The following is a 13,244-nucleotide window of genomic DNA, read 5'->3' on the forward strand; positions in this document are numbered from 1 at the left end:
TCAATTAACTCATAATCTATCAGCTAGAATTTTCCCTTTGATGTAGAATATTTTTATATTTTACAACGGAATTTCATTGAATTGTTCAGGTCGTTGGATTTTGTTAGATCCAATTTATAATTTATTAACTTATATGAGCATTAAAAAGATTGTATTGCGATTAAAGAATCGCCTTGTGTTTGTTGCGGCCATAGGTGCGTTTCTTCCATTTTATGCTAATGGACAAACGGCCCCAACTCCTGTAGGACCAGTACCTAATGCCAGGCAGATTGAATGGTACCACCGTGAAATAATCGCCTTCTTTCATTTTGGTATGAATACTTTTACCAATGATAATGAAGGTGATGGAACAGCAAGCCCTGAACGATTTAATCCTACTGCATTAGATTGTAATCAGTGGACAAGCGTACTAAAAAGCGCCGGCATCGGCACAGCTATTTTTGTGGCAAAACATGCCGATGGCTTTTGTAACTGGCCAACTGCCCACACAAACTATTCGGTTAAAAACAGCCCCTGGAAAAATGGTAAGGGTGATGTTGTGAAAGAATTTACAGATGCATGCAAATCCGCCGGAATAAAAGCGGGGATCTATCTTGGACCACACGACAGGCATGATTCCAGGTACGGGACTGCTGACTATAGTGATTACTATGCCAGCCAATTATCAGAGTTATTAAGGAATTATGGTCCCATCTGGGAAATATGGTGGGATGGGGCAGGAGCCGATAAACTTACTCAAGCTTTTTATACACGATGGGCAGATTCTGTCCGCCATTTGCAACCCAATTGCGTTGTGTTTGGAACAAAAAACTCTTATCTCTTTGCCGACTGCCGCTGGATGGGAAATGAATCAGGTATAGCCGGTGATCCATGCTGGTCAACCATCAATCCATCGTCAATAAAAGAAGAGCCGGATCATATTAATGAATTAAATCACGGTGAAGTTAATGGAACAGCCTATGCGCCAGCCGAAGTAGATGTTTCAATTCGTCCAAGCTGGTTTTATCACACGGAAGAAGATGCTCACGTGAAAAGTGTTGCTGCACTGTGGGATATTTATTTTAACTCAGTAGGTCATAATAGTGTGTTATTGTTGAATTATCCGCCTAATAAAGAAGGATTGGTTTCTCCTATTGATGCTAAAAGAACGGATAGCCTGGGTGCTCTGATTCGTGGCACTTTTAAAACCAATCTTGCCAGTGGAGCTGCTATAAAAACACTTCATTCCCGTGGCGCAAAATATCAGCCATCTTATATGGTAGATAATCTTGAAAACACTTATTATGCGGCAGCAGACGGCTTTAATACCGATACAATAGTTTTCAACCTTGGTGCTGCAAAAACATTTGATGTTCTGATGCTGCAAGAGGTAATTGAACTGGGACATCGTACCACCGGATGGTCTGTGGAATACTCAAAGAATGGTAAAACCTGGATTCCAATTCCGGAGGCAACTGGAAAACAGTCTATTGGTTACAAATGGCTTGTTAAGTTCAAACCAGTAACTGCTACTCAGGTTCGGTTACGAATCACTGACGGAAAAGCATCTCCTGCCATTCATACTTTTGGCATCTACAAACAACAAATGTAAATTCCTCTCCTTCATCAGGAATAATAAGTATTAAAAAGGGAAAGAGAACGTCAATTCTCTTTCCCTTTTTAATACTTATTGTTCATACTTGTTTGTAAAAACGCTGAATAACTTATTTGATCTTTTTAGCCTCATTCCTGTACCCATTCTGGTAAAGCACTACAGCATTAATCACCCCTGTTGAATCCTTTATAAACTCCAGATCGGCCGGGAATTCTATTGGGAAAAATTTAGTTTGGGTCTCGGAGATGATCTCAAATTTGGCTTGCCCTGTGGCTTGAGTATATAATTTTTTACCTTCTTTAGTTACGGTTAAAATAAAAGTAGGAGACAGGGCATATTGGCCAACATAAGTTTGTAACACTGAATCAGGTACTGACACTGTTTTTTTAATAGTAGAACGGTACAGGCCTTTAAACCCATAAACCTTTGCTACACTGTTAATCACTTCCGGTATAATATTACCATTATCCGAGTTTACCATCACCACTATTCCATTCCCACCCTGTAAACTTCCATAATACTGGCTGCGGAACCCTTCATTGGCCCCGCCATGCCCAAAGTATCTGGTACTATCGAGGTTTTCAATAAATACCCCCAGTGCGGCATTTTTATCCAGGTAGGGTGTAAGCCGGAGTAGGGTGGTTGACTGGTCCAGCACTTTGGCTGATTTGCCCTCGGATGCTAACTGCGTTTCGATAATATAATTTGCCAGATCAGTAGGATTAGTCCATAGTCCGGCAGCTGCTTCTTCGGGGTAAATATGGTATTTCCCCGGTATTGACTTTCCATTTCCATCATAAGCAGTAGCTAGTAAGTCCGGTTTAACATCAACAGGAGGGTTGGCATAAGTGCTGGCGGTCATACCTAAAGGCCGCAGTACTTCTTTTTTCATGTAATCGGCATACGGCTGATGTGTTATATCCATCAAAACTAGCTGGGATATGGTAATGCCTCCTCCGGAATATTCCGATTTTTTGCCTGGTGCATACATTGAACGTACAGGTGCCGAATTTGCCGGTTTTTGACCGTTAAGGATTTGTATTGTCGTCGGCAAGGTGACTCCTTGGTCGTAACCTCTAAAACCATGTACTGTTAATCCTCCGGTATGACTTAACAGGTTAGCTACCGATATCTTTTCTCCTTTGCTCAGGCTATCATAAGGAAATTGCCAGCTTGTGAGGTAAGTATTGATATCCTTATAAAGATCCAGCTTTTTCTCCTGCACCAGTTTGAGGAGACCTACTCCGTTCAGAGATTTACTGATCGATGCTGCCTGGAAAAGTGTTTGGGTGGTAACAGGTATTTTTAAACTATCATTTGCCCAGCCATAGCCTTTGGCCCAAATTATATGATAATTTTGGATCACTGCAATACTTAGCCCACGTATTTTATAATGGGTCATCCGCTCTTGCATCGTCCAGGGCGTTTCGCCAGACAACTGTATTGAACCTACCAGGTTTTTCTCCACCTGGAGTATTTTTTCTTTAGTGCCATCCTGTCCGTAAACGGATAGCCGGATCAACATTAGTAACTGTAAAACCAGGTATTTGTGTGAAATTTTCATGTGGGAACATTTAGAATACAGGGTATTGTTAAGTTATTGAAGACTATGTAAATTATGCCGGCAGTAATTTCTTTCTGAGAAATCCAGCCATTATGCTACCCGGGTTCGTAGCTGTATGGCTGTTATTACAATAATACAATATCCTTATCAATAAATACAATACCGTTTAGTTAAAAAGCTTAACTAAACGGTATTGTGTAAAAATTGATTTACGATTTAGATTTACGGATGGTGAAAAATTATTCTGAGATGCCCTTACGGTATCAAAATTTTACCGACACCGATATAAAATAAGCCTGAGTATAGGATGTTAATTATTTGAAATCTGCCCCGGTAGTTGTTGATTTCCACTGTTCCAACTCTGAAGACATGGCGGACAGTTTTTCTGAAGCTCTGTTATAAGCATCATTCCCGAGAAACAGGTGCATAGGAGGCGCCGGATTCTCAGCTAATTCGATAAATATTTCCGCTGCACGATCCGGGTCGCCTGCTTGCTGGCCGTTCATGGACAGGTATCGATCCTGTGTATTTTTTACAGCTTCATAACCCGCGATTTTGGAGGCGGTAAGCGCAAGTGAATTTTTAGTCAAAAAGCCAGTCCGGAATCCCGATGGTTCAACTACAGTAACCTTAATGCCAAATTCTTTAACGTCCAGTGCAATCACTTCTGAGAAAGCCGCCACTGCTGCTTTGGTAGCAGAATAAACAGACCAGCCGGGAGCCCCTACAAAACCAGCTACCGAACCAATATTTATAATGTAGCCCGAATGCTGATTTCGCATTATCGGCAGGATCTTCTTAACCACATTTATGGTTGCGAATACATTAACATCGAAAATGTTCCTGATATCCTGTTCATCTGTTTCTTCCACAGTTGCTGCCATCCCGTAACCAGCATTATTAACAAGCACATCGATCTGCCCGAATGCAGTCAGCGTTTGCTGTATAGATTCATCAATACAATCCGGATTATTCAAATCAACAGCCAGTGGGAGAAAACGATCCTTGTCTATCACCCCAACTGCCTGGCTAAGAGTATGCGCATCGCGGGAAGTAGCCGCAACGCGGTATCCGTGTTCGAGCAGTTTTTTTACGAGAGTTAGTCCTAATCCCTGAGAGGCCCCTGTTATATACCATACTTTTGCAGTGTTCATGGCTTTAAGCTTTTAAATGGTCAAAGTAGGCAGTGGTTTCTTCCAATATTGACTTCATCAATTCACTTGCTTTGGTATGTTTCAGTATTGGTGCAATCTGCCCACCCCAGAATAAAATCATATCCCATTTTTCTTGTTCTATAGCTGCTTTCCTTAAGTGTGACATAAACTGTGTTTGCAATGGAAAGGGTAGAAAGCCTTTTTCTTTATGAATCAGATCCTTTGCAATGCGGCTGGTAATTCCTCTGCCTAGTCTCCCGGTAAATGCCCTTGACAAAGTAGTATACTTAGCTGCATCCGAAAACAGCATTTGCCGGTGAATGGCTGTAGTATTAGATTCATCGCAGGCCAGGAAAGCAGTACCGATCTGTACGGCATCTGCACCAAGGGCCATTGCTGCAGCAACACTTTTTCCATTGGCAATGCCGCCTGCTGCTATAACCGGTGTTTTAACCTTTTCTTTAATCAATTGAAGCAATACAAAGGTTCCGGTAGTAGATGATTCTGCTGGTGCCAGAAATGATGGACGATGTCCGCCCGCTTCAAAACCTGAAGCAATAATCAGATCCACTCCGGCCGATTCCAGTGCTATGGCTTCATCCAGTGTAGTGGCTGCACCTATTGTAACAATAGCAAGCTTTCGGCATTGTTCAAGGATATCGGCAGATGGGGTACCAAACATAAAGCTGAATACTGGTGGCTTCTGGTGCAGGATTACTTCCACCTGGTTTTCAAACCGGGACCTGAACGGTGCCGGTTTTTCAGGTAAGGCAATTCCCAGCTCATCAAAATACGGTTTGAATAGCTGTTGCGACTGCTTAAACTGTTCGTCCGAAACTGTACCATCCACCGCATCTGTATCCGAAACCCACAGATTAATATTGTAAGGTTTATTGGTTGCCGCTTTGATCTGCTGATCTACATCGACTATCTCCTGCGGACTTAATGTATAGGCTCCATAGCCCCCAAGGCCCCCTGCGTTAGACACTGTTGATACCAGTTCAACAGATGAGAGATTACCACCAAAAGGTCCTTGCAGGATAGGATATTCAATACCCAGTATTTCTGATGCTTTAGTTTTGTACCACATAACCTTAAGATTTATTGGCTTACGTCAGTGATCATTTTATTTACAATCATCCAATGGTTATCGATTTTATGAAATGACAGGAACTCATCATAATTAAAGTCGTACATTTTAACATGCACTTTGGCAACAGCTATGGAGTTGATAACATTAACCGAGATGATTTCACCTTTAAAAGGTTTACCGGAGTCTTTCGGGCTTTTGCGGTTCTTTACACCATCAAGGTACTGATCCAGCGTTTTTGCATAAGGCTGCCCCTTTACATCCCCGAACAATAAAGTACCGGGGTTTAAAATGTGTTCCAGGGTACTTATATTGCCTTCGTAGATACCTTTGAAGTAATAGTTTTCCAGTGCCTGGGTGATTGCTAATGAATCTTGCTGATTGCTTTCCATTTTCCTTGAATTTTGAGCTTTTAATACCAGCATACTGCAGAGCAAAAAAGCGGTTAACAGAAGCGTTTTCATATTATTGCAGATTATGTCCGGCAGCCATACCCCCATCTACGTTGATAATAGCACCGGTAATAAAGTTACTCTTTGCCACGGTATAAACCATTTGAGCGACATCTTCTACCTCGCCCACACGGTTCAGCAAATGCATTCCTGCACTTTGATCGGCTTCTTCACCATGCATAGGAGTGCGGATCACACCTGGCGCAACCGTATTAACCCGGATGTTACTTTTGCCGAATTCAGCAGCCAGTTGTATAGTGAGTGAATGGATTGCTCCTTTAGAAGAAAGTGGTGCAGTAGTAGGAGCACCTCCCAACGCGTGGTTTACCAGTGGCGTACCGATATTGATCACTACTCCGTCCTGCTGTTTAAGCATCTGCGGAATAACAGCCTGCGTGGTAAAGAAAGTGCCCTTCAGATTTGTATTAAGAAACCGGTCGAGGTAAGCTTCATCCACCTCAAGGAATGGCCTGGTTTCAAAGATACCTGCGTTATTCACGAGTACGTCTGCTGAGCCGAATTTTGAGATAGCGGTGGTTACTAGTTTTTCACCGGTTGCTTTATTACTTACATTCCCGGCCACCATGGCGAGGTGTTCACCACCTCCCAGTTCCTGATAAGCCTGTTCCAATTTTTCAGTGGTGGAAGAATTAATCACCACATTGTCGCCCCTTTCTAAAAAATAGCGGGCTATTTCTTTTCCAATGCCTGACGATGCCCCTGTAACAATTATTGTTTGCTTTTTCATGTTGTTATTTTTTAGTAGCTGTAATACCTTTTTCTCTCAAAACAGATACCTGTTCTCCATTATGACCCCAGTCGTCCAGATCAATTTCCTGAATAACCACGAAGGTTAATTGCGGATCTTTATTCAGTGTATCACTGATTAGGTCGGTTATCCCTTTGATCAGGATCTGCTTTTGTTCTCTTGTAACACCTTCGCGGGTTACTTCTATTTTAACGTATGGCATAACTTTAATTTTTAGGCTAAAGTGGCTTCCTAAGCAACTTTGGCGGTTATACTAATATCTAGTTCAAAATCATTATAGATCAGGGTATCGCCCAAATCCTTAAAGAAATTACCGGAGCGGAATTTCATTTCGTATTTGGTACGGTCAATTACCAGCTTGCCAGTTGCGGTTAATAATTCGCCGTTTACATTGATCTCTGGATCAAAGCCAACAGGATGTGTAATGCCTTTGATGGTCAGATCGCCTTCAATGTGATTGCCTGAAACTGAGGTGATTTGGAACGTTGCTTCCGGATATTTTTGAATAGAGAAGAAATCGTCGGAAGCGAGGTGACCAGCAAATTGTGCGTTAGTTGCCGGGTCTGTTACATCCAGTATTTTGATGGACGTAGTATCGATAATAAATTTACCACCCGTAAGTTTACTATCGTTCAAAATAAGTGAACCTTCTTTAACGGCGATGGTACCATTGTGCGCACCTGTTACTTTTCTACCTACCCAGTCAATATTGCTCTGGGTGGTTACGATTTCAAATTTTTTAGTTTCCATTGTTTTGTGTTTTAATTACAACACAAAGGAAGCAAGGATTTTTCAGGTGGTTACGTGACCTACATCACATTTGAGGATAGGGGGAAATTTATGTGATGTAAATCACTTTTCGGGGTGGTATAGCCTGCTAAGCGTTTCTCTTGAAACACCCAGGTATGCAGCAATCAGGTTTTTAGGAACTATATTATACACTTCGGGGTACAGGTTCAAAAATTCTTCATACCGGTATTTCACATTGTTATTCATAAAGGATAACAGCCTTTTTTGAGCTGCAACAAATCCTTTATTGGTTCTCCACCGGAAAAAATGTTCAACGTTATGAATCTCCTTACATAACTTTTCCCTATCGTCGTTGGTAAGGCAGAGTACTTCTGCATCGGTTATACAGTCTACATCAATGGTAGCTTTGGTATGATTATATAATGCATTGTAATCGGAAGCCCACCAGGTAGGCATAGCAAACTGGAGGATGAACATTTTCAGATCATCGTTTATGTAGAAGGATTTTAGACAGCCGGAAACCACAAAATATTCGCAATCTACCAGATCGTTCGCGGAAATAATAGCCTGTCCCTTTTTAAAACTTCCTTTTTTAAAATGAGAAAAGAAATAATCAAACTGCTCATCTGTTAACGAGACTATTTTAGCAATATGAGATTTTAAGATTTCCTTAGCTTCCATTGATGGTTGTAACTTATTTCACTGACAATACGGGAAGTTAAGAATTCTTATTTAAAAAGTATGAATATTCAGTAGAAGGCATAATGCCAGTTTATATCCGGAATGATAAGGATTAACTTTACAATAAAAAACCGGGCTTATTGCCCGGTTTTTATAAGTAACTTCTTGTAGATTATTGACAGAAATAACTCCATTTGTCAAGTTCTCTTTTCTTAAATACCGCGCTGAATTTCTTCGTTTTCGCCGCAGGGCATACCACTGTTTGAAATTTAGTTTGCGACGTCACATCAGAATACTCCGTAACAAAAACGGGTTTATTCTTACTGATGTAAGGAAGCATATCATCCTGCCATCCCTGGTCAAAAGCATCTTCAGTAAGTGCCCAGTCGAACTTCAAACTAAAGCTGTCGGTTAATTCCGGAACATTTTTCTGACCAATACCTAAACCCATAGAATGAGCCAGCTCTATCAGGTAGCTACAATAATTTTTCGTATCCGTTAGCGTGATATCGAAGCCAGTTTCATTTTCGTAAGCATCCAGGTTATCTGGTTCGATGGCATCAAATCCTTTTTGCCTGATCATTGTGAAGCGTGAAATCAGCCATGGCTTTATTTTGTCTAATTGGTGAATATTCAGCCATCTTTCATCCGGCCATTCCGGGTACACATTCCCGATCACTTCGGCCGGTAACAGATTACCATCATCTCTGTAATTTTCAAGTGTTCCTACGGAAACATAGGCGATTACTTTTTTCCCTTTAGCATGTAAAGCAGCTACAGTTGCCTGTGAAGTTTGAAAAGCATCCACATCTACTACATCGGTAAAGAAAGTATCACTTGAAGTAACATCAGCCAGATCCCAGTCAAATGTAACACCTGCTACAGGTTGCCACCAGGTAGCGGTGGTATCTGAATTGTTAATAGGATCAACTTTGGAAGTTGTATCCTTTTTGGTACAACCAGACATGGCAATGACAAGAAGGAAGGCGAAAAGAAAGGTTTTACTCATTGGATAGATTCGCTTAGTTTACGAAATATAATTAAGATATGTCGGCGCAAAGGTAAGAGACAAAATTGATATTTCGAAGTCAGCAAAATTAACTCAGGTATTATCAAATGCAATTAGCCGGATATAACCTCATCCAGCTATTTATGTTACAGAATATCAAATACTACAAAATCCTATTCTAACTGTATATCAAAGTAACAGATACCCCGGAAATTTTCCGGGGTATCTGTTGAAACTTTATTTATTAGGGCATATATCGGTTACAGAGAAACCAACAGCCTTTATTCCATACCATGGGAATTGGGTAGAACTGTTCCGTATAACGCGTGTATGCGCAGCCAGACTTACAGTATATCCGCAATTATCCAACCCTGATACATCTACGCTCCAAGGTGCATTATCATCACCATCATCTGCATTATTAGCCAGGTTGCCAATATCTCCTGCATTAGGTAATGCATCGTAATAACGACTGGAAGGATTTGGTACTGTGCCATGTGTATGAGACGATGGTTGCAGATCTAATGACCAATTCGCGAAATAAGGATGTACTGCTCTCAGATGACCATTTACGAAGTGATTGTTAGGTGTCTTATCATAGCAATGACAATCTCCGCCATCAATCACCAGATCGAGGCTTTTTGACAGATCAACGCTTGTATTAGCCGTTTGACTTATGGACATTTCCACATTACAAACAACCAGTGAAAACAGATCAGCAATTTGTTCATTACCGTTAGCATCTGTATGCGTGAACCGGATAGTGTAATTACCATCTGCAAGTGCGCCGGTACTCCAGCCGCCCAGGTAATTGTATTCATTGTACAATCCTATAGCAGGGTTTTGTTTGTAGGTGAACCAGCCATCCGGAGCAACCTGTGCGTCGTTGAACTCTACGTTTGGATTAGGAATGAAGTTAATCATGTGGAAACTTTCCGCAGTGGAAATAGGAGCATAAGTAAGATCTGATGCACCATATTTCTTGTACTCAATTTTGTATTTAATCACTCCGTTAAAGCCATTACGGTCAATGATACCGTTGAAGCTTACCCAGCCACCATACGGACGGTTGTTGTTCGAAGTAGGGTTAGTAGTATCCGAATTAACGAGGAAGGTAAGCGGATCTATTAAGTCGCGATCTACACTTCCCACAAGTGTCAGCTGTGCATCTACAAACGGAGCCTGGCTTGGACGGATCTGTACAACCGCATCCAGACGGTTCCCCCAGGTATTGAGGAGGTTAGGATTAGTGGTAGATGGGAGAGACTGCCATGAAAGTACTGCGCGGATGCGTATTACATTCGGAAGGGCGCAAGTTCTGATACGTCCATTCAGGTTAACGGGCAGGTCTACATTGTAGCACAGTCCATCAGCAGGAATATTATCGATATCATGTACGGTGATACTGGAAGTACCAAGGTATTGGTCAAAGGTTCCGTTGTTATCCCAGTCTGCCCAGAATGCAACATGTTCTTTTGAACCGTTATGACAAAGATCTCCGCTGAAACCACTTGATTTTTTAATCCTGACTACAGCACCTAATGTATCCAGAGCGGTGTTTAAACCTACGCATTGCAGTTCTTCAAAAGTCACATCTGCCTGACCTACCGGTTTCAGAATCAGATCTGTGATTGCTTTGATATTCACCTTTAGTTTCTGGATTTCAAACAGGTTGTAACTGGGTGCCTTGATGAACTGAGTTTCGTTAGCGATAACGGGTGCAATGGATGAATAGAAGGTACGGTGATCTGGTACTTTGGCGCGTTGATAGGTTTGGTAAAGCGCTTCAATAGGAGGCAAAGGTGGTGCCGGAATATGTACTTCTTCTTTTACGTTGATGTGAGCCAGGAAGTCCGGTTTTACTTTTACTTCAAACGCATTGAAGATATCTCCCCACAGAATGAGAGTTCTGCGTTTTAACTGGATATTAACATCTTTCACGTTTCCATAATATGGGATCGCGTTTGGGTTACCGGAAGGGATAGTATTCCATGACAACACTGCACGCACAGTAGGAATAACCGCGGTTCTGCAATCCAGGAATTTACGATGTTTTTCGTCATCGATAAACAAGTGGGTCATGTATTTGAGGGGGTGCTGAGGGCCAGCAGGCAACTCTGAAATATCGGCTACTTTAAAGCCGGAATAGCCCATGTCCTGAAAACCGTTGCCGTCTTTGAAATCGACAAAAAAGCGTACGTATTCCCTGGAACCGTTAGTACAAAGTCCGCCGCTATAACCAGTGGCTTGTTTAATACTGACAATGGCTTCCAGTTTACTTTTTTCGGGATTGTATCCTACACAGGTAATTTCTTCCCATGCAGTGATACTGTTAAACTTTTGAATGTCCTGTGTAAAGACTTTATTCAACAGGAATGTTTGCCGGTTATACAGCAATTGTGCAAGCTGCTCCGGCGTTGTGGCGGTGATTTTTGTTTCTGCCATGATGTTTTTTTTTGGAGGTAACTAATAAAAATGGAATTCTTTTAACGTTGTATTTGGGGTATTGCTCTATTGACAATCATGAACACAAAATTAGGGATTTTAGAAATAAAAAGGATAGCGTATAAATACCTTATCATTTAGGTAATTCTACGCTTTGTGTTGTTTTGATATAAAAAGTGTACGATCTGCTTTACTGGGAAATTTATTAACAGGGAGAGCAGTAGATGTGGTTTTTATTTTGTTTTTCTAACTTAAATGCACCACTTTAGGGAAAACTATCAATATGATTTACAAAACTTATACGACTGAGGCAGAAAATGCGGCGCAACTTAAAAGTGGACTGGATACATTTTTTGCAACTAATGAAGACATTGAAATTATTTCAACAGACCAGTCTTATAGTGCGGCAGATAAGAAAATCCTGTTCACCATTATTTATAAGGAACCAACAGCAAAGAACCGGATTGGCGGCTTTTCCTCAAGGTAGTAAGCCGTATGCTTAGTGGCATCATTAACTTTTTATCAAAGAAGAAGTCCTGCTTAATTCAATGTTTCCTGGAACTAATAAAAGGATGCATATCTTTAGTGATATATGCATCCTTTTATTAGTATCTGCACTGTTCAAATGGGTCATACATGCAGTCAAAATTTAAAGATAAAATCTACCTGTAGTTCCTGATATAATCAGCCAGTTCCTCTTTACTTTTTGAAAAGGTAAACACCTCATTTATTATAAAGTAATTATTCTTGTCTACAGTTCTTCCGTAAGCATATTTTGCAAAGTCCAGTTTGCGGTCTTCAAAAGAAAAGAGTTTAACGAGTTCTTTTACCTGTACAGTGGTGAAATAGTTGTTGTCAGCAATCTGCCGGGCGACAGTCATACGGCTATTATCAAAACTTTCTTTACGAATGGTTTCACGAGCCATATTAAATGCGTTATCTGACATCTGCTGGGGAGAACGAGGCGTATTGTTATTTATTGGAGGATAGTTATTATCCCTGTCCCAGTCCCTTCCTCCGTTTCCACGGTCCATATTATCATAGTAATCACCTCTGGACAGTGGTTGCTCATCAATCAAAGCCTTACCAAAGCGATTTACTACAATGTCTGTATATACCTGGGATTTCAGTATTACGTTAGCATTATACACCATTTGCCCATAAGCCGGGTTATTCCATCTTTCTTTTTTAGCCAGGAAGAGTTTCACGGAATGATATCCTGGTGTAAGATCTTCTATTGTCAGTGAATTATCCTGACAGATATAATTTCTATCGTCGATCAGGATGCGTATTGCCGCATTACCAGCCATCGTAATGCTTAGTTTAGTCTGCGCATGCAACACGGTCGACATAGTAAGAAAAAAGCATAGGGGAAGCACGTTTCTAACATTCATGGTATAGGTTTGGCTCTAAATTAGCCTCTTTTACCGGTTAAAGCAAGCCTATACTCAGCCAGGATGCTGGTATAGGCTTTTTAATCGGCCCTATCTGAAACGTTATAAATTTTCAGTCGGCCAGCTGCAAATACATACAGATTCAGGCAGGGTAGGTTTTTGCCCTTTCGTAGTCTGTTGTTTTGTAGCACTTAAATTTGCAATTTTGATCTTTTCGAGATGCAGTTTTTGCACTGTTTTCTTTTTCATGTGAATATAATTTAGGGTTAAGAAAAATAAGCGTTCAGGAGACTTGGGAATGTACTTTATAACGTAGTATGAATATAATAATATATTTTTAAG

General features: G+C 40.9%; 14 protein-coding genes. 2 read left to right on the top strand and 12 right to left on the bottom strand.

The window, feature by feature from the left end:
* Window positions 1-133: 133 nt before the first annotated feature.
* Window positions 134-1,591 carry an alpha-L-fucosidase gene (locus BM176_RS15990; protein WP_090104725.1) on the top strand — a complete coding sequence of 486 codons (1,458 nt, stop codon included), beginning with the start codon at window positions 134-136 and terminating at the stop codon, window positions 1,589-1,591.
* Between the two features lie 112 nt (window positions 1,592-1,703).
* On the opposite strand, the gene BM176_RS15995 is transcribed toward BM176_RS15990, so the two are convergent.
* From BM176_RS15995 to BM176_RS16040, 10 genes are all read right to left on the bottom strand, one after another.
* A complete protein-coding gene (locus tag BM176_RS15995) occupies window positions 1,704-3,158 on the bottom strand; it encodes a serine hydrolase (RefSeq protein WP_090104727.1) in 1,455 nt (484 codons plus the stop codon).
* A gap of 314 nt (window positions 3,159-3,472) precedes the next feature.
* The gene (locus BM176_RS16000) at window positions 3,473-4,312 is read right to left on the bottom strand and encodes an SDR family NAD(P)-dependent oxidoreductase (RefSeq protein ID WP_090104729.1); all 840 of its coding nucleotides are present in this window, start codon (window positions 4,310-4,312) and stop codon (window positions 3,473-3,475) included.
* A 4-nt stretch (window positions 4,313-4,316) separates the two neighbouring features.
* Window positions 4,317-5,402 (bottom strand): NAD(P)H-dependent flavin oxidoreductase, encoded by a 1,086-nt coding sequence (locus BM176_RS16005; protein WP_090104731.1) that lies wholly within the window; start codon window positions 5,400-5,402, stop codon window positions 4,317-4,319.
* An 11-nt stretch (window positions 5,403-5,413) separates the two neighbouring features.
* On the bottom strand, window positions 5,414-5,866 hold the full coding sequence (locus BM176_RS16010; RefSeq protein ID WP_090104961.1) for a nuclear transport factor 2 family protein: 453 nt from the start codon (window positions 5,864-5,866) through the stop codon (window positions 5,414-5,416).
* Window position 5,867: 1 nt separating this feature from the next.
* Window positions 5,868-6,602, bottom strand: coding sequence for an SDR family NAD(P)-dependent oxidoreductase (locus tag BM176_RS16015; RefSeq protein WP_090104733.1), 735 nt, complete (start codon window positions 6,600-6,602; stop codon window positions 5,868-5,870).
* 4 nt (window positions 6,603-6,606) lie between these two features.
* Window positions 6,607-6,825 carry a tautomerase family protein gene (locus tag BM176_RS16020; protein WP_090104735.1) on the bottom strand — a complete coding sequence of 73 codons (219 nt, stop codon included), beginning with the start codon at window positions 6,823-6,825 and terminating at the stop codon, window positions 6,607-6,609.
* A 29-nt stretch (window positions 6,826-6,854) separates the two neighbouring features.
* Window positions 6,855-7,373: a YceI family protein gene (locus BM176_RS16025; RefSeq protein ID WP_090104736.1), complete on the bottom strand. Its 519-nt coding sequence runs from the start codon at window positions 7,371-7,373 to the stop codon at window positions 6,855-6,857.
* A 102-nt stretch (window positions 7,374-7,475) separates the two neighbouring features.
* Window positions 7,476-8,054 (bottom strand): Crp/Fnr family transcriptional regulator, encoded by a 579-nt coding sequence (locus BM176_RS16030; RefSeq protein WP_090104738.1) that lies wholly within the window; start codon window positions 8,052-8,054, stop codon window positions 7,476-7,478.
* A gap of 172 nt (window positions 8,055-8,226) precedes the next feature.
* Window positions 8,227-9,063, bottom strand: a complete 837-nt coding sequence (locus BM176_RS16035; RefSeq protein ID WP_090104740.1) for an endo alpha-1,4 polygalactosaminidase — start codon at window positions 9,061-9,063, stop codon at window positions 8,227-8,229.
* A gap of 237 nt (window positions 9,064-9,300) precedes the next feature.
* Window positions 9,301-11,508 carry an Ig-like domain-containing protein gene (locus BM176_RS16040; RefSeq protein WP_090104742.1) on the bottom strand — a complete coding sequence of 736 codons (2,208 nt, stop codon included), beginning with the start codon at window positions 11,506-11,508 and terminating at the stop codon, window positions 9,301-9,303.
* Between the two features lie 283 nt (window positions 11,509-11,791).
* Between BM176_RS16040 and BM176_RS16045 the strand changes: the two genes are divergently transcribed.
* Window positions 11,792-11,995, top strand: coding sequence for a hypothetical protein (locus BM176_RS16045; RefSeq protein WP_090104744.1), 204 nt, complete (start codon window positions 11,792-11,794; stop codon window positions 11,993-11,995).
* A gap of 175 nt (window positions 11,996-12,170) precedes the next feature.
* Here BM176_RS16045 and BM176_RS16050 read toward each other — a convergent pair whose 3' ends face one another.
* Together BM176_RS16050 and BM176_RS32505 are read right to left on the bottom strand one after the other, a co-directional pair.
* Complete coding sequence (locus BM176_RS16050; RefSeq protein ID WP_090104746.1) at window positions 12,171-12,902, bottom strand: DUF4476 domain-containing protein; 732 nt, start codon at window positions 12,900-12,902, stop codon at window positions 12,171-12,173.
* Between the two features lie 102 nt (window positions 12,903-13,004).
* Window positions 13,005-13,151 (bottom strand): hypothetical protein, encoded by a 147-nt coding sequence (locus tag BM176_RS32505; protein ID WP_177230425.1) that lies wholly within the window; start codon window positions 13,149-13,151, stop codon window positions 13,005-13,007.
* Window positions 13,152-13,244 lie beyond the last annotated feature (93 nt).

Origin of the sequence: Chitinophaga sp. CF118, assembly GCF_900112615.1 — a bacterium.
Lineage (GTDB): Bacteria > Bacteroidota > Bacteroidia > Chitinophagales > Chitinophagaceae > Chitinophaga.

Excerpts from the sequence above, each read along its gene's own strand:
- BM176_RS15990 (WP_090104725.1), top strand. The coding sequence starts at position 134 with ATGAGCATTAAAAAGATTGTATTGCGATTAAAGAATCGCCTTGTGTTT.
- BM176_RS15995 (WP_090104727.1), bottom strand. The coding sequence starts at position 3,158 with ATGAAAATTTCACACAAATACCTGGTTTTACAGTTACTAATGTTGATC.
- BM176_RS16000 (WP_090104729.1), bottom strand. The coding sequence starts at position 4,312 with ATGAACACTGCAAAAGTATGGTATATAACAGGGGCCTCTCAGGGATTA.
- BM176_RS16005 (WP_090104731.1), bottom strand. The coding sequence starts at position 5,402 with ATGTGGTACAAAACTAAAGCATCAGAAATACTGGGTATTGAATATCCT.
- BM176_RS16010 (WP_090104961.1), bottom strand. The coding sequence starts at position 5,866 with ATGAAAACGCTTCTGTTAACCGCTTTTTTGCTCTGCAGTATGCTGGTA.
- BM176_RS16015 (WP_090104733.1), bottom strand. The coding sequence starts at position 6,602 with ATGAAAAAGCAAACAATAATTGTTACAGGGGCATCGTCAGGCATTGGA.
- BM176_RS16020 (WP_090104735.1), bottom strand. The coding sequence starts at position 6,825 with ATGCCATACGTTAAAATAGAAGTAACCCGCGAAGGTGTTACAAGAGAA.
- BM176_RS16025 (WP_090104736.1), bottom strand. The coding sequence starts at position 7,373 with ATGGAAACTAAAAAATTTGAAATCGTAACCACCCAGAGCAATATTGAC.
- BM176_RS16030 (WP_090104738.1), bottom strand. The coding sequence starts at position 8,054 with ATGGAAGCTAAGGAAATCTTAAAATCTCATATTGCTAAAATAGTCTCG.
- BM176_RS16035 (WP_090104740.1), bottom strand. The coding sequence starts at position 9,063 with ATGAGTAAAACCTTTCTTTTCGCCTTCCTTCTTGTCATTGCCATGTCT.
- BM176_RS16040 (WP_090104742.1), bottom strand. The coding sequence starts at position 11,508 with ATGGCAGAAACAAAAATCACCGCCACAACGCCGGAGCAGCTTGCACAA.
- BM176_RS16045 (WP_090104744.1), top strand. The coding sequence starts at position 11,792 with ATGATTTACAAAACTTATACGACTGAGGCAGAAAATGCGGCGCAACTT.
- BM176_RS16050 (WP_090104746.1), bottom strand. The coding sequence starts at position 12,902 with ATGAATGTTAGAAACGTGCTTCCCCTATGCTTTTTTCTTACTATGTCG.
- BM176_RS32505 (WP_177230425.1), bottom strand. The coding sequence starts at position 13,151 with ATGAAAAAGAAAACAGTGCAAAAACTGCATCTCGAAAAGATCAAAATT.